The 15556-nt window shown below is 37.9% G+C and carries 17 protein-coding genes; all 17 read left to right on the forward strand.

All coding sequences use genetic code 11. From position 1 onward, the window contains the following. Window positions 1-51: 51 nt before the first annotated feature. Window positions 52-2502, forward strand: a complete 2451-nt coding sequence (gene tcpF / locus WMO18_RS08950; protein WP_117576626.1) for a conjugal transfer ATPase TcpF — start codon at window positions 52-54, stop codon at window positions 2500-2502. After that, complete coding sequence (locus WMO18_RS08955; protein WP_117576625.1) at window positions 2502-4712, forward strand: CD3337/EF1877 family mobilome membrane protein; 2211 nt, start codon at window positions 2502-2504, stop codon at window positions 4710-4712. Before tcpF ends, WMO18_RS08955 begins: the two co-directional genes overlap by 1 nt. Next, window positions 4709-5716: a bifunctional lytic transglycosylase/C40 family peptidase gene (locus tag WMO18_RS08960; protein ID WP_117576624.1), complete on the forward strand. Its 1008-nt coding sequence runs from the start codon at window positions 4709-4711 to the stop codon at window positions 5714-5716. The genes WMO18_RS08955 and WMO18_RS08960 overlap by 4 nt, the downstream gene beginning before the upstream one ends. Before the next feature lie 16 nt (window positions 5717-5732). Then, entirely contained in the window at window positions 5733-6644 is a 912-nt protein-coding gene (locus WMO18_RS08965; RefSeq protein WP_117576623.1) for a conjugal transfer protein, read from the forward strand. A 121-nt stretch (window positions 6645-6765) separates the two neighbouring features. Continuing rightward, window positions 6766-7137, forward strand: a complete 372-nt coding sequence (locus WMO18_RS08970) for a GntR family transcriptional regulator (RefSeq protein WP_006857100.1) — start codon at window positions 6766-6768, stop codon at window positions 7135-7137. A 2-nt stretch (window positions 7138-7139) separates the two neighbouring features. After that, window positions 7140-7988, forward strand: a complete 849-nt coding sequence (locus tag WMO18_RS08975; RefSeq protein WP_055151596.1) for an ATP-binding cassette domain-containing protein — start codon at window positions 7140-7142, stop codon at window positions 7986-7988. Further along, window positions 7988-8641, forward strand: coding sequence for an ABC-2 transporter permease (locus tag WMO18_RS08980; RefSeq protein WP_006857098.1), 654 nt, complete (start codon window positions 7988-7990; stop codon window positions 8639-8641). Before WMO18_RS08975 ends, WMO18_RS08980 begins: the two co-directional genes overlap by 1 nt. Before the next feature lie 130 nt (window positions 8642-8771). After that, the gene (locus WMO18_RS08985) at window positions 8772-8963 is read left to right on the forward strand and encodes a DUF4177 domain-containing protein (protein ID WP_008370354.1); all 192 of its coding nucleotides are present in this window, start codon (window positions 8772-8774) and stop codon (window positions 8961-8963) included. 23 nt (window positions 8964-8986) lie between these two features. After that, a complete protein-coding gene (locus WMO18_RS08990) occupies window positions 8987-9217 on the forward strand; it encodes a hypothetical protein (RefSeq protein WP_055151587.1) in 231 nt (76 codons plus the stop codon). A gap of 166 nt (window positions 9218-9383) precedes the next feature. Next, window positions 9384-10154: an ABC transporter ATP-binding protein gene (locus WMO18_RS08995; protein WP_117576622.1), complete on the forward strand. Its 771-nt coding sequence runs from the start codon at window positions 9384-9386 to the stop codon at window positions 10152-10154. After that, a complete protein-coding gene (locus WMO18_RS09000; protein WP_055152491.1) occupies window positions 10144-12123 on the forward strand; it encodes an FtsX-like permease family protein in 1980 nt (659 codons plus the stop codon). Before WMO18_RS08995 ends, WMO18_RS09000 begins: the two co-directional genes overlap by 11 nt. A gap of 58 nt (window positions 12124-12181) precedes the next feature. Next, entirely contained in the window at window positions 12182-12841 is a 660-nt protein-coding gene (locus WMO18_RS09005) for a response regulator transcription factor (protein WP_055152489.1), read from the forward strand. Beyond that, the gene (locus WMO18_RS09010; RefSeq protein WP_007286197.1) at window positions 12838-13842 is read left to right on the forward strand and encodes a sensor histidine kinase; all 1005 of its coding nucleotides are present in this window, start codon (window positions 12838-12840) and stop codon (window positions 13840-13842) included. Before WMO18_RS09005 ends, WMO18_RS09010 begins: the two co-directional genes overlap by 4 nt. A gap of 294 nt (window positions 13843-14136) precedes the next feature. Beyond that, window positions 14137-14556, forward strand: a complete 420-nt coding sequence (locus tag WMO18_RS09015; protein WP_003061815.1) for an RNA polymerase sigma factor — start codon at window positions 14137-14139, stop codon at window positions 14554-14556. Window positions 14557-14559: 3 nt separating this feature from the next. Continuing rightward, window positions 14560-14814 (forward strand): helix-turn-helix domain-containing protein, encoded by a 255-nt coding sequence (locus WMO18_RS09020; protein ID WP_002322727.1) that lies wholly within the window; start codon window positions 14560-14562, stop codon window positions 14812-14814. 372 nt (window positions 14815-15186) lie between these two features. Next, window positions 15187-15390: an excisionase gene (locus WMO18_RS09025; protein ID WP_002322728.1), complete on the forward strand. Its 204-nt coding sequence runs from the start codon at window positions 15187-15189 to the stop codon at window positions 15388-15390. Between the two features lie 77 nt (window positions 15391-15467). Next, a partial coding sequence (locus WMO18_RS09030; protein ID WP_142797536.1) for an integrase DNA-binding domain-containing protein occupies window positions 15468-15556 on the forward strand: 89 nt, incomplete at its 3' end.

The raw sequence follows: 15556 nt of genomic DNA on the forward strand, positions 1-15556 counted from the left end.
TGCATAAGCAGACCTTGAATGAAACAATCACGGCAGTAAGGAGTGTGAACTATGTTCCCGATAAAATATATTGACAACAACCTTGTCTGGAACAAGGACAATGAAGTGTTTGCTTATTATGAGCTGATACCGTATAACTATTCTTTCTTATCCGCAGAGCAGAAATTTATCGTGCATGACAGTTTCCGACAGCTTATCGCACAGTCCCGTGAGGGTAAAATTCATGCGTTGCAGATTGCCACAGAAAGCTCCATAAGAAGTATGCAGGAGCAGTCAAAGAAACTGGTAACGGGAAAATTAAAGGAAGTTGCCTATCAGAAGATAGACGAACAGACCGAAGCGTTAGTATCTATGATTGGGGACAATCAAGTGGACTACCGCTTTTTTCTTGGCTTTAAGCTCATGGTTACGGAAGAACAGCTCAATCTGAAGAACCTCAAAAAATCGGCGTGGCTGACATTCAAGGAATTTCTCCATGAAGTCAATCACACGCTGATGAATGACTTTGTTTCCATGCCGAATGATGAAATCAACCGCTACATGAAAATGGAAAAGTTACTGGAAAACAAAATCTCCCGTCGCTTTAAGGTGCGTCGTTTGGAAATCAATGATTTTGGGTATCTCATGGAACATCTTTACGGCAGGGACGGTATCGCTTATGAAGATTATGAGTACCAGCTACCAAAGAAGAACTATAAGAAAGAAACGCTGATAAAATACTACGACCTTATCCGTCCGACAAGGTGTGTGATTGAGGAAAACCAGCGGTATTTGCGCTTGGAACATGAGGACAAGGAAAGCTATGTGTCCTATTTTACCGTCAATGCGATTGTCGGGGAGCTTGACTTTCCGTCGTCTGAAATCTTTTATTTCCAGCAACAGCAATTCACATTCCCCGTTGATACTTCCATGAATGTAGAAATCGTGGAAAACAGAAAAGCATTAACGACCGTTCGCAACAAGAAAAAGGAATTGAAAGATTTGGACAATCACGCCTATCAAGCAGGAAGTGAAACCAGCTCAAATGTGGTGGACGCCTTAGACAGCGTGGACGAGCTGGAAACGGACTTAGACCAGAGCAAAGAAAGTATGTATAAGTTAAGCTACGTCATACGGGTGTCTGCACCCGATCTTGACGAGCTGAAACGCCGTTGTGATGAAGTCAAGGACTTTTACGACGACCTCAATGTAAAGCTGGTGCGTCCTGCTGGGGATATGCTGGGGCTTCATTCAGAATTTCTTCCTGCCAGCAAGCGATATATCAATGATTATGTGCAGTATGTAAAATCAGATTTTCTAGCAGGGCTTGGTTTTGGTGCGACCCAGCAGTTAGGAGAAACTACGGGTATCTATATGGGCTATTCCGTTGATACGGGAAGAAATGTGTACCTGCAACCGTCTTTAGCTTCGCAGGGCGTAAAAGGCACAGTTACCAACGCCCTTGCTTCTGCTTTTGTCGGTTCTCTTGGCGGTGGGAAGTCGTTCTGCAATAATCTTCTGGTATATTATGCGGTGCTGTTTGGCGGTCAAGCACTTCTGTTAGACCCTAAAAGTGAGCGTGGCAACTGGAAAGAAACGCTCCCAGAAATCGCCCATGAAATCAATATCGTAAACCTAACAAGCGACAAGGACAATGCAGGACTTCTTGACCCATTTGTGATTATGAAGAATGTAAAAGACGCTGAAAGTCTGGCAATCGACATCTTAACATTCCTTACGGGTATTTCCTCTAGGGACGGCGAAAAATTCCCCGTACTTCGTAAGGCGGTTCGCTCCGTTACCCAGAGCGACAGTCGGGGCTTGCTCCATGTGATAGACGAGCTACGCCGTGAAGATACACCCATATCAAGAAATATCGCAGACCATATCGACAGCTTCACGGACTACGACTTTGCACACCTGCTGTTTTCAGACGGTACGGTGGAAAATGCTATCAGTCTGGATAACCAGCTCAATATCATTCAAGTAGCTGACCTTGTACTGCCAGATAAGGACACGACCTTTGAGGAATACACGACCATTGAATTATTGTCGGTGTCTATGCTGATTGTGATTAGTACCTTTGCCCTTGATTTTATCCATTCGGACAGAAGTATTTTTAAGATTGTCGATTTGGACGAAGCGTGGGCGTTCTTAAATGTGGCACAAGGAGAAACGCTCTCTAACAAGCTGGTTCGTGCTGGACGAGCTATGCAGGCAGGCGTTTATTTCGTTACACAATCGTCTGGGGACGTGGCAAAGGAAAGTCTGAAAAACAATATCGGCTTAAAATTCGCTTTCCGTTCTACTGACATCAACGAGATAAAACAGACCTTAGAATTTTTCGGTATCGACAAGGACGATGAAAACAACCAGAAACGGCTTCGTGATTTGGAGAACGGACAATGCTTATTGCAGGACTTATACGGGCGTGTCGGTGTGGTACAGATACACCCAGTCTTTGAAGAACTGCTACACGCCTTTGATACCAGACCGCCCGTACAGAGAAATGAGGTGGAGTGATGAAAGAAAGGATAAAAGGTGCGTTCACAAAAAGGAAGATACTTCACTTTCTCAAAATGGCTCTGTTCGTGGTGGCACTCTCCCTTATCCTGCTTTCACTTCTGGGGACGGTGGCTCATGCGACGGGGCTTGTGGACGATACCATAAACGCAGAAAATCTTTACTCTAAATATCCGCTGTCGAATTACCAGCTTGATTTTTATGTGGATAATAGCTGGTCGTGGTTGCCGTGGAACTGGCTGGACGGTATCGGAAAATCGGTACAGTACGGGCTTTACTGCATTACCAATTTTGTCTGGACGATAAGCCTTTATTTAAGCAATGCTACGGGCTATGTGGTGCAGGAAGCCTATAAGCTGGACTTCATCAATGATATGGCAGACAGTATCGGAAAAAGCATACAGACCCTTGCAGGCGTAACACAGAACGGTTTTTCCAGCTCTGGCTTTTATGTCGGTTTCCTGCTTCTCATTATCTTAGTGGTGGGACTTTATGTTGCCTATACAGGACTGATAAAACGGGAAACCAGCAAGGCACTTCACGCTGTTATCAACTTTGTGGTGGTGTTCGTGCTGTCCGCTTCGTTTATTGCCTACGCTCCCGACTATATCAAGAAGATAAATGAATTTTCATCAGACATCAGTACCGCTTCTTTGGACTTGGGAACAAAAATCATGCTCCCCAACTCTGACAGCGAGGGCAAGGACAGCGTGGACTTGATACGGGACAGCCTATTTTCTATTCAAGTGGAACAGCCGTGGTTACTCTTACAATTCGGGAACAGCAACGCAGAAGAAATCGGGGCAGACCGTGTGGAAGCTCTGGTATCAGTAAGTCCAGAGGACGAGGACGGAAAGACCAGAGAGGAAGTCGTGAAAACAGAAATCGAGGATAACGACAATAACAATCTGACGATACCGCAGGTGGTAAACCGTTTAGGTATGGTGTTCTTCCTCTTGTTCTTCAACTTAGGTATCACGATATTTGTATTCTTGCTTACGGGCATGATGTTATTTAGCCAGATACTTTTTATTATCTTCGCTATGTTTTTACCTATCAGCTTTTTACTTTCTATGATACCGAGCTATGAAAGCATGGCAAAGCAGGCAATCGTGAGGGTGTTTAATACCATAATGACACGGGCAGGAATAACGCTCATTGTAACGGTGGCGTTCAGTATTTCCAGTATGTTTTACAACATTTCCACGGACTATCCGTTCTTTATGGTGGCGTTCTTGCAGATAGTGTGTTTCGCTGGTATCTATATGAAGCTGGGCGACTTAATGAGTATGTTCTCTTTGAACGCTAATGACAGTCAAAGCATGGGACGCAGGATTTTCCGCAGACCGTATCTGTTTATGCGACATAGGGCTAGGCGTATGGAACACCGTATTGCAAGGGCAGTAAGTGCTGGCGGTATTTCGGGTGGTGTGGCTGGTGCGGTGGCTGGAAGTGCCGTTGCTGGCAAACGAGCGGAAAGAAAAAATACAGCTTCTAAAGAAAATCGGGGCAATACCACTTCCAGCATGGGACAGCGAGCAGGCTCAAAGGTGGGTGCTGTCTTAGATACGAAAAATAAAGTGAAAGACAAGGCAAATGCTGTCAAAGAAAACATCAAGGATATGCCGACACAGACCGCTTATGCGGTATATTCCGCAAAGGAAAAGGCAAAGTCCAGCGTATCAGATTTCAAGCGTGGCATGGTGCAGGAACAGCAGTCCAGACAGACGGGACGATTGGAAAAGCAGGAGCAACGCAGGCAGAATATTGCTGACAAGCGTATGGAGCTTCAAAAGGCACAAGAAGCAAGGCAGGCACAGCGAAAGGCTGACGGATCAGCGACAACGGGAGCTACCCGTCCCCATGAGCGACCAGCCACAGCTTCAACCATTCCAAAGCCGAGTACAGAAAAAACGCAGGAAATCAAACGCCCTGCCACAGCGACCACTTCAAAAGCAAGCGAGCCAGTCAAGACAAGCGTTATCAAAGAGCGTCCGCTATCTTCTGGTGCTTCTGATAGAAAAGCAACCCAGCTTACACAGCAAGTACATAGGCAGAATGTAGAAAAAGTAGTATTGCAGGAAACACGCCAGAATTACCCCAAAGACCGCAGGAAAAAGGTTCAGCAGACCCATAGCGTCCAGAAGAACCAACAGACCACAGAGAAAAGCCGTAATCTTGTAACGAAGAAAGGACAGAAGAAAAAATGAAACTGAAACATATCGCTCTTATTGGCAGTCTGTTTCCTATCCTCTTTTCTCTGGTGCTTTTCTTTGGTGTCCTCATTAGTGCGGACAGCGACGATGAGAACAGCAATTTTTCTTCTGGCATTACGGGTATGAACCTATCCGCAGAAGTCTTGAAACATCAGCCTATGGTGGAAAAATACGCCAAAGAATACGGTATTTCCGAGTATGTCAATGTATTGTTGGCTATCATTCAAGTAGAAAGTGGCGGTACGGCAGTAGATGTTATGCAGAGTTCGGAAAGTCTTGGTTTACCGCCTAACTCTTTAGATACAGAAAGCTCAATCAAGCAGGGGTGTAAATATTTTGCGTCCCTGCTTTCTTCCTGCAAAAATCAAGGTATCGACGATTTGAATGTAGCGATACAGTCCTATAATTATGGCGGTGGCTATGTGGGATATGTGGCAGGAAAAGGAAAGAAACATACCTACAATCTTGCAGAGAGCTTCGCCCGTGAGAAATCGGGTGGAAAGAAAGTAACTTACACCAACCCGATAGCCGTTGCGAAGAACGGGGGTTGGCGGTATGGCTATGGAAATATGTTCTATGTGGAATTAGTCAATCAGTATTTAACTGTTCCGCAGGTGTCGGGAGAATTGGCACAAAAGGTAATGAATGAAGCATTGAAATATCAAGGCTGGAAGTATGTCTATGGCGGTAGCAATCCCAACACTTCCTTTGACTGTTCGGGACTGACACAATGGTGTTATGGTAAAGCTGGTATCTCCTTACCGAGAACCGCACAAGCACAGTTTGACGCTACCCAACATCTTTCACTCTCGCAGGCAAAGGCTGGGGACTTGGTATTTTTCCATTCCACTTATAACGCTGGTACTTATGTAACACACGTTGGTATTCTTGTTTCGCCGACGCAGATGTACCATGCAGGAAATCCGATAGGATATGCAGACCTAAGTAGTAGTTACTGGCAACAGCACTTAATCGGTGCAGGACGAATAAAACAATAGAAAGGACTTGAAAAATATGTTTAAGAAGAATAAGAAACAGACAGAAACTATCAAAGAACCAAAAGAAAAAAAGGTGCGTACTGTCAAGGTAGGTACACATAAGAAAACCGTGATTGCGTTGTGGGTGGTGCTTATCGCAAGCGTGAGCTTCGGGGTGTATAAGAATTTTACTGCTATCGACCAGCACACGACCCACGAAAAAGAAATCATTGAACTTCGCTTGCAGGACACCAACGGGATAGAAAATTTCGTGAAGAATTTTGCGAAGTCCTATTACACATGGAATAACAGTAAAGAAGCGATTGAATCAAGGACGCAGGCAATCAACGGTTATCTGACAAAGGAATTGCAGGACTTGAATGTTGATACCATTAGAACGGATATACCGACCAGCTCCACAGTTACAGATGTGATTGTATGGAGTATCGAACAATCGGGAACGGACACTTTTTCTGCTACTTACGAAGTAGATCAGCAGATAAAAGAGGGAGAAAAGACAAGCAATGTGAAAGCAACCTATACCGTAAAAGTCCATATAGACGCTGACGGGGATATGTTAATCGTTCAGAACCCTACCCTTGCACCAGCAATCGAAAAATCAGACTATGAGCCTAAGACACCAGAAGCAGACGCAAGTGTAGACGCTGATACCGTGAATGACGCTACCGCATTTCTGGAAACATTCTTTAAGCTCTACCCGACAGCTACGGAAAAAGAGCTTGCCTATTATGTATCGGGAAATGTGCTTGAACCTATCGGCAGGGACTATCTTTATTCTGAACTGGTAAACCCTATCTTTACAAAGGACGGGGACAATGTGAAAGTCAAGGTAGGCGTGAAATTCCTTGATAATCAGACAAAGGCGACGCAGATATCGCAGTATGAACTTGTGCTACATAAGGATAGTAACTGGAAGATTGTAGGATAAATTATATAGCGTGCATTTCCTAAATGAGATTTGCACGCTTCACTTTCTGTACAAACACCATATAACACTTGACAACAGCGTTACTCTGTTATATACTGTTTATACAGAAAGGAGCTGTGAGATGAAAATTATTATAAACCATTCTTCAATGATACCTATTTACGAGCAAATAGTAGAACAAGTTAAAGCTTTAATTCGGAATGGAAAATTAAAAGAAAATGATAATCTTCCGTCTGTTCGTTCTCTTGCAAAAGAATTAAAAATAAGTGCTCTAACTGTGAAAAAAGCATATGATAGCTTGGAAAACGAGGGGTTTACGGTAACAATTCATGGAAAAGGAACATATGTTACTGCTACAAATACAGAGCTTTTATTAGAGGAACAGAAAAAGGAATTAGAAAGTGATTTAGAACGAGTTATTCAAAAAGGCAGATGTTACGGTATCAGTGATGAAGATATAAAAAAACTATTTGAGTTAATTTTGGAGGGTTAGATATGTTAAAAATTGAGCATTTGAAAAAAAGTTATGAAAACTTTTCGCTTGATTGTTCTCTTGAAGTAAAGAAAGGTCATGTAACTGGTTTGATTGGTCAAAATGGTGCAGGAAAAAGCACAACATTTAAAGCTATTTTAGGGCTAATTTCCTTTGATAGTGGAACTATCAATATTCTTGGAAAGTCATTACAAGATTTTACTGCAAAAGACAAGCAAGATTTGGGAGTAGTTCTTTCGGACTCTGGCTTTAGTGGATATTTAACAATCAATGATATTATTCCTATTATTGATAATTTATATCAAAATTTTGATAAATCATTTTTTATAGAACAAGTTAAAAAGTTTCAGCTTCCACGAAATAAAAGAATAAAAGATTTTTCAACTGGTATGAAAGCGAAAGTAAAAGTCTTAGTTGCTGTTTCACACAATGCAAAGTTGTTAATTCTTGATGAACCAACGGCGGGATTAGATGTAATAGCTAGAGATGAATTGTTAGAAATGCTAAGAGATTTTATAGAAAAAGGCGAAGAACGCTCTATTTTAATTAGTTCTCACATTTCCAGTGATTTAGAAACTTTATGTGATGACCTTTATATGATACATCAAGGAAAAGTAATTATGCACGAAGATACTGATGTTTTACTAAGCGATTATGCACTACTTAAAGTTGATGAAGAAGAATATTCCAAATTAGATAGACAATATATTTTACGTACAAAAAAAGAAAGCTATGGATATAGTTGTTTAACTAATCAAAAACAATATTATGCTGAAAATTATCCTCAAATGGCGATTGAAAAAGGAAATATAGACGAAGTAATAACAATGATGATTAGAGGTGTTGAATAATGAAAGGTTTATTGATTAAAGATTTTAAATTGCTGAAAGGACAGAAAAACTTCTTTATGACTATTACTGCTATATCTATAATAATGATAATAGTATCTCCGGGGACTTCGTTTCCGATTGGTTTCTTAGGTTTTGTGGGGGCATTATTCTCATTGAGTTCAATTAGCTATGATGAATTTGATAATGGAAATGCTTTTTTATTTTCTTTACCGATAACACGAAAAGATTATGTACTGGAAAAATATATTTTTGGATTGATTTCAGGAATAATGTTTTTGTTGTTGGGAACTGTTATTAGTTTAGTTGTTATTGGTATTACAAAAACAGGCAGTTTTAATGAAATTTTTTTAACAGCAGGTTCTTTATTTCCTACTATTTTATTGATTTTATCAATCATGCTTCCTTTTATCTTGAAATTTGGTGGAGAAAAAGGAAGAATTGCTATCATAGGTGTAATGGGATTTATATTTGTTATAGGACTGCTTCTTATAAAAACTACTGAATATTTAGGAATAGATTTATATGTCTTAATAAATAAATTACCTAAATTTGAACCACTAGTATATATAATATTATTTTTATTGCTTTCAGTTGTTATTTTAGGTATCTCCTATCTTATTAGCTTAACAATACTAAAGAAAAAAGAGTTTTAGAAAAGAGAGGTGTGCTTATGGACTTGACTATTTTGGTAGTAGGATTGATATTGGGCGTTGGTATTCCTTTAAGAAATAAGGCAATCAAAAAGCGTAGAGAAAATATGAAAGAGAAAGGAAATGAGGAAAAATGAAAAAATATGAATATTTAGAAATTGATTATACTGCGAAAGGTGTTGTGTTCCTTTGCACCGATAAACATAAGGAAGTTATAAATAGCTATGCAGAAAATGGGTATCGCTATGTTGGTTTTATACCTACAGAAATTGACGCAAAAGGTTGTATGCGAAAGATTGATTTAATTTTTGAAAAAGAAGATTAACTCATTTTAGGGAGTTGGTTCGAATGATAGGGTTAAAAAAACGAGATATTAAAAAAGCATTAAAGGCTGGTGCAAAGGCTGGCGGTATGTCATTAGCTGATGTACGGGAAAATATTGAAGCAACGATTGATGAAGCTATGAATAGCACCGACCCAGAGGTGCAGGCAAATTTTAAAAAGTATTTTGGGAATAAACGCCCTACACCAGAAGAATATATTTATATCATTACGAAAAAGACAAAGGCAAAATTATAATAAAAGGGTCGTGGAAATGCTTCACAAAATTGTGATCTGCATTATCACGGCTCTTTTACTCTCTGTTTACTTTCAAAACTGTAAGTGTAATTGAATACAGCCCTTGCTATAATTTAATTGTATTCCAAAACAAATAAATGTGGCAGGAAGAAAGGAGCGATTTTTAATGGAACACATTTTAAATTTAGAGCAAGTAAAAAAATACTACGGGGGTAACTCTGGAAATATCACAAAGGCAGTAGACGGTATTTCTATGTATGTAGACAAGGGCGAATTTGTCGCAATAATGGGAGCTAGTGGTTCTGGAAAGACTACCCTATTAAACTGTATCTCTACGATTGATACTGTAACCAGCGGACACATTACAGTCAACAATCAAGATATTACCAAAATCAAAGATAAAGATTTTGCTGATTTTAGACGTGAAAATCTAGGGTTCATTTTTCAAGATTTCAACCTTTTAGATACCTTAACGATTGAAGAAAACATTTCTTTGTCATTGGTAATCAACAAACAGAACCCTGCTGATATTGACAAACGAGTTCATGCTATCGCTGATAAATTGGGTATTCGTGATATTTTATCGAAATTTCCTTATGAAGTTTCTGGCGGACAAAAACAGCGTTGTGCTTGTGCAAGAGCCTTAATCAATGAACCGAAACTGATATTAGCTGATGAACCGACGGGAGCTTTGGACTCAAAATCTTCCAGATTGTTACTAGAAACAATGTCTGACATCAACAAGAAAATGCAAGCTACTATTTTAATGGTAACACATGACCCGTTTAGTGCGTCTTTCTGTGAACGTATTCTGTTCTTAAAAGACGGTAAGATATTCAATGAAATTTTCAGAGGGGAAAAAAGCAGAAAAGATTTCTTCAATGAAATACTGGATATATTAACCTTGCTCGGAGGTGAAGTTGGAAATGTTAGGTAAATTAGCGGTTAGAAATACAAAAAGAAGCATTAAAGATTATTTGATTTATCTGATAACGATTACGATTTCATTTTCATTGATACTTGCGTTTAATTTAATTGCAAGTTCTGATAAGGTTGTAGAGTTATCTACTGGTATGGGGTCATTCAAAACAGTATTAACTTTTATCAATGCTGTAATTGTATTTGTTGTATGTTTTCTGATTAACTATACGACAAGGTTCATGTTTGAAAAAAGAAGTAAAGAATTAGGGACATATATGCTTCTTGGAATAAAGAAAAAGAAAGTTGCACATTTACTTGTAACAGAGAATATATTACTGGGATTTTTAGCATTTGTACTATCTATTCCGCTCGGCTTTCTGTTCAGTCAGTTTGTATCATTAGTTATTGTAAAAATGCTGGGTATTCCAGAGGTTATATTTATTTCTTTAAATCTTATTTCTATCGAATTGCTGGCAATTTATTTTATGGCGATATACGTATTGGTTTTGCTTAACCTTTTACGAAGAATTAGAAAAATGACGGTACACGACTTCCTTTATTTTGACAAACAAAATGAAAAGAAAATGTTCCGCAGTAGTAAAAGAAGAAATATTATTTTTGTTATAAGTCTTTTGTTAGGTATAGCTTCTTTAGTTTTTTGGCACACACGATTTAATTTTGAAAACTATAGTACAAGTGAAAACATCAGTTACTTAACAATTTGTATTTGTGTATTGATTATCAGTATATATGGTATTTCTGCAACCTGTGCAGATATGTTCTTGTCTGTTTTGTTAAAAAGCAAAAAACTAAAATATAAAAGTGATAATTTGTTTGTTGCCAGAACCTTTGCGTCTAAGGCTCGAACAATGGGTTTCACATTCGGGACACTCTCCATGTTGATATTACTATCTTTATTGTGTTTGAATTTTTCCAGTATCAACAAAGGTGTATATCAATCCACGATAGAAAGAAGTTCTCCCTATGATATTAGTATTTATGAAGTTAAAAAACCATTTAGTGATTTTAGCGAATACCTAGATTATATTGATGATGAATATACGATTTCAAATTCTTTAGAATATGACATCTATAAAGAACCAAATCATCAGATACAAAATTTCTTTCAAGTAGAGTTTTACGATTTTGACGCTATTTTGAAATTAAGTGATTACAATAAAATGTTGGAACTAAGGGGGTTGGATACAGCTCAGCTAAAAGAAAATGAATATCTTATTATTACAGACAAACAATATTTGCATAAAGTTGAAAACAATAATGAGATAAAAGTCTTACAATTATCAAATGGGGAAAAATTAAATTTGAAAGAAATAGATACGCAAACATATTGGTATGCAATGTGTAATTCTGGTCGATTTACCGTAGTTGTTCCAGATGTTTATACACAAGATTTAGAAATAGCTGAAAGACATCTTATTGTAGATACAAAAGAAGATACAACAGCCGATTATGAACAACAATTTCTAAAAGATATGGAAGATAAATTTATTGAAGTAAATGAAAACGGAGAAGATGTTCTTCAGTCTTATAGAATAAATATGCGAGGAACAACAGTAGAAGAACAAAACTCTATGACAGCTATGATTGCAAGTATCTGTTTATATATTGCTTTTGTGCTTATTTCTGCTGTAGGAACAATCCTTGCTGTTCAATCATTAAGTGATTCAACTAAATATAAATATCGTTATTCTACGTTACGAAGAATAGGTGTGAATGACAAATCACTTTTTAGAACAATCAAAAAGCAATTATTGATACTGTTTGGTGTTCCTACCGTTTATTCTATTATATGTGGTTTCTTCATGGTAGTATCTATGAATAATATTTTTCAAATTTTATTACAGAGTAAATATTCTTATTTGGCTTATTTCATAGGAAGCTTATTGATTTTCTTCTTTATATACGGAATTTATTGGATAGCAACGTATATCGGTTTCAAACGAAATATCAATGAGGAGAGTTAGATTTTTCTAGCTCTCCTGCTGTGGAATTATTATAATAGTAAATCAAGGGGGTGTGGAAATGAGAATAGCAATTATCGAAGATGATGAAATCACTCGTCTGGAGCTTTCTAAACTATTGAACACACAAGGATATGAAACAGTCTTGTTGACTAACTTTGAAAATCTGACAAAGGAATTAAAGCAATATTGCGTAGAGCTGGTTTTGCTTGATATTAACCTGCCGTATGAAAATGGCTATGAAGTATGCAGGAAAATAAAACAAGCTATGCCAGTACCTATTATCTTTGTAACAAGCAGAGATACAAATGCTGACGAATTGAAAAGTATTCAAGTGGGTGGAATTGACTTTATCACAAAGCCGTATGACACGCTTATTCTTCTTGAGAAGATCAAGCGTGCATTGCAGTTATCAAACCCGAATAATTTCCGTGAGCTTGTTAAAAAAGATTGTACCCTTGATTTACATTTATCTATTTTGAAGTATCAAGAGAAAAGCATTGAATTGACAAGAAATGAATTTCGTATTTTATACTACTTCTTTATGAACGAAGATAAAGTTATCAGTAAGGAAGAACTATTGGAAAAGCTGTGGAACGACAAATATTATTTAGACGAAAATGTATTACTGGTTAATATGACCCGTCTAAAAAAGAAAATGAAAGAAATCGGTATTGTTCATTTATTGGAAAATATACGAGGAAAGGGTTGGAAACTGTGAGCTTTTTTACATTCTTAGAAGAAAAAATAACAGAGATATTGTTTCAGCTTTTCTTTCTTGCCTTAGTAGCATTTCTCTTGATTTTCTACGGTGTAGATACGCTATTTGTTGTATTGCTGGTAATTCTGTTCATCAGCATACAAGGGCTTTTTCAATGGTGTTTGTATCGGAAGAAACGTAAGGCTTCGCAACATATTATTGATTTAGTAGACGGACTGGAAGAAACCTACTATATTGCAGATGTTTTACCAAAGCCAAAAGAATTTCAAAATGAAGCCTATTACTACGCACTAAAAAAAGCCTGCAAATCTATGAATGATGAAATCGGTAAAATCACAGAGGAAAAGCAGGATTATCAAGAATATGTGGAAAGTTTCGCCCATGAAATTAAAATACCGATAGGAGCATTGTCTTTGACGTTCGATAATACGAAAAATTACACGTTAAAAAAAGAAACAGACAAGATATTTCAGTTGGTGGAACAAATGCTCTACTATGCAAGGAGTGAAAATACGGAAAAGGACTATTTTGTAAAACAGTTGCAGTTAGACGAAGTGATACATAATGTCATTCTGAAATTTCGTCATTCACTTATGGAAAGGAAAGTAATTATCAATATCCATGACATAGAGAATGTTGTATATACTGATGAAAAATGGCTGACATTCATTCTATCTCAAATCGTGCAAAATGCGATTAAGTATTTTGACAAGCAGGAAAACAAACTGACGATATACAGTCAAGACAACGGAACAAATATACTGCTTGTAATTGAAGATAATGGCTGTGGAATAAAAACGTCTGATTTATCCCGTGTATTTGAAAAAGGCTTTACTGGTTCTAACAGAAACAAGGCAAATGCAACAGGTATGGGACTGTATCTATCTAAAAAATTATGCGATAGGTTGGGGTTGAAATTGGATATTGCTTCTACGGAAAAAGAATATACAAGACTGACAATTATATTTCCAAAAGGAACAGTTCATAATTTTTCAGAGTAATTTGAAAAACCATGCCAACATTGATACGGTGCTTTAAGGGGGCTTGCGTTATGGAAAGCTTTAAGTACAATTATTTGCAATCAAATCCCACCTAATAGCACACTATTAAAAATTGAATATGTTTTAGCTTTAAAGGCTCGTACAGACTATATGTTTTGTGCGGGCTTTTTTCATACCCGAAAAAATTTAAAAAATTTTTCAAAAGAGGTCATTAAATCACACCTAGCTGTCCTTATATGGTGCGGAAAGAGGGATAAACACTTTTCAAATCATAAAGGAAAGGAGGTGAGATTGATGAAACCGTCTGACTTCCAGAAAACAGTTCAATGTCGTTTTGAAAGTTGTTTAAAGAAAGTTGTCCGTAGTGTCGTGAAAGATTATTACAAGGAATTAAACCGTCGTAAGAATAAAGAAATATCTTTCAGCGAATTGCCAGATGTCCTTGTTGATAAAATGGCTGTTTGGGACGACTACGAAACAGATTATACAATCTTTTCAGTATGTGGCATTGATATTCGTGTCCTTGATGATGAATTGGCAGAAGCCTTGAAGAAACTTCCAGAAAGAAAACGCAATACTCTGTTGATGTATTACTTCTTGGAAATGACAGAAAGTGAAATTGCCAACTTGCAGAAAATCACGCAAAGCGGTGTATTTAGAAACCGACATCACGCTTTGGAAACTATGAAAAAAATACTCAAGGAGGAACATTAGAAAATGAAACAGTTATTTAAGAAACCGTCTTATTACTTGATTTCATCAGCTATGGACGGAAACGAAAAAGCGATTGAAAAATTACTGGCATTTTATGACCCTTACATATCAAAGTGCTGTTTGCGTTCACTTTATGATGAATACGGCAATGTTTATATCGTTGTAGATATGGAATTAAAAGGACGTATCAGAGAAGCACTTATCAAAATGATTTTAGGTTTTGATATTGAAGATATGGACTTAGAACCAGAAGAATAAGCAGTTTTTAGCGGAGCATGATTTAATATCCCCCTCTTTCCTGCTCTGCCACCTGCTTTTATATGAAAGCAACACGCTTTCGCCACAGCTCTTTGACAACTGAATAAAGCAGACAGATACGTTTGTGAGATGGCGAGCCACGGGGACTGTACGCCACGACCTTTTCAAAAGAAAGCGAGCGACCCACGCAGTGATCCGAGAGCGACTGTTGGAAAAGTTGTTTTGCCACGACCTATCCTCACAGAATAATGATACGTCCGCATGGTGCGGTTCTGCCCACAAGAATGGGAATAGTTGAGATACTAATGGAGCTTTCCAAAGCCGTCTGCCTGCTTGTAAAAAACGACACACAGTAAAGGGGGTGCATAGATTATGAACAATACTGATGTGCCTATTTGGGAAAAATATACGCTGACGGTTGAAGAAGCGTCCAAATACTTCCGCATTGGCGAAAAGAAATTGCGTAAATTAGCCGAAGAAAATCTTGACGCTGGCTGGGTTATCGTGAACGGCAACCGTATTCAGATTAAGCGAAAACAATTTGAAAAAATCATAGATACATTGGACGAAATCTAATGTCATTGAGCCGTAGATATGGTATAATAAATATAGCGTATCACGGCTCGTTCCATGACGGAAAGGAGCTTTACACTATGTCTAATGTAAAACGAAAAGACAGTAAAAATCGCAATTTGCGTAATGGAGAGAGCCAGCGAAAAGACGGAAGATACGTTTATAAATA

It is taken from the genome of Ruminococcoides intestinihominis (assembly GCF_040096285.1).
Lineage (GTDB): Bacteria > Bacillota > Clostridia > Oscillospirales > Acutalibacteraceae > Ruminococcoides > Ruminococcoides intestinihominis.

Coding starts and splice junctions, on each gene's coding strand:
- tcpF (WP_117576626.1), top strand. CDS start 52: ATGTTCCCGATAAAATATATTGACAACAACCTTGTCTGGAACAAGGAC.
- WMO18_RS08960 (WP_117576624.1), top strand. CDS start 4,709: ATGAAACTGAAACATATCGCTCTTATTGGCAGTCTGTTTCCTATCCTC.
- WMO18_RS09005 (WP_055152489.1), top strand. CDS start 12,182: ATGAGAATAGCAATTATCGAAGATGATGAAATCACTCGTCTGGAGCTT.
- WMO18_RS08955 (WP_117576625.1), top strand. CDS start 2,502: ATGAAAGAAAGGATAAAAGGTGCGTTCACAAAAAGGAAGATACTTCAC.
- WMO18_RS08975 (WP_055151596.1), top strand. CDS start 7,140: ATGTTAAAAATTGAGCATTTGAAAAAAAGTTATGAAAACTTTTCGCTT.
- WMO18_RS08965 (WP_117576623.1), top strand. CDS start 5,733: ATGTTTAAGAAGAATAAGAAACAGACAGAAACTATCAAAGAACCAAAA.
- WMO18_RS08990 (WP_055151587.1), top strand. CDS start 8,987: ATGATAGGGTTAAAAAAACGAGATATTAAAAAAGCATTAAAGGCTGGT.
- WMO18_RS09025 (WP_002322728.1), top strand. CDS start 15,187: ATGAACAATACTGATGTGCCTATTTGGGAAAAATATACGCTGACGGTT.
- WMO18_RS08995 (WP_117576622.1), top strand. CDS start 9,384: ATGGAACACATTTTAAATTTAGAGCAAGTAAAAAAATACTACGGGGGT.
- WMO18_RS08980 (WP_006857098.1), top strand. CDS start 7,988: ATGAAAGGTTTATTGATTAAAGATTTTAAATTGCTGAAAGGACAGAAA.
- WMO18_RS08970 (WP_006857100.1), top strand. CDS start 6,766: ATGAAAATTATTATAAACCATTCTTCAATGATACCTATTTACGAGCAA.
- WMO18_RS09000 (WP_055152491.1), top strand. CDS start 10,144: ATGTTAGGTAAATTAGCGGTTAGAAATACAAAAAGAAGCATTAAAGAT.
- WMO18_RS09020 (WP_002322727.1), top strand. CDS start 14,560: ATGAAACAGTTATTTAAGAAACCGTCTTATTACTTGATTTCATCAGCT.
- WMO18_RS08985 (WP_008370354.1), top strand. CDS start 8,772: ATGAAAAAATATGAATATTTAGAAATTGATTATACTGCGAAAGGTGTT.
- WMO18_RS09015 (WP_003061815.1), top strand. CDS start 14,137: ATGAAACCGTCTGACTTCCAGAAAACAGTTCAATGTCGTTTTGAAAGT.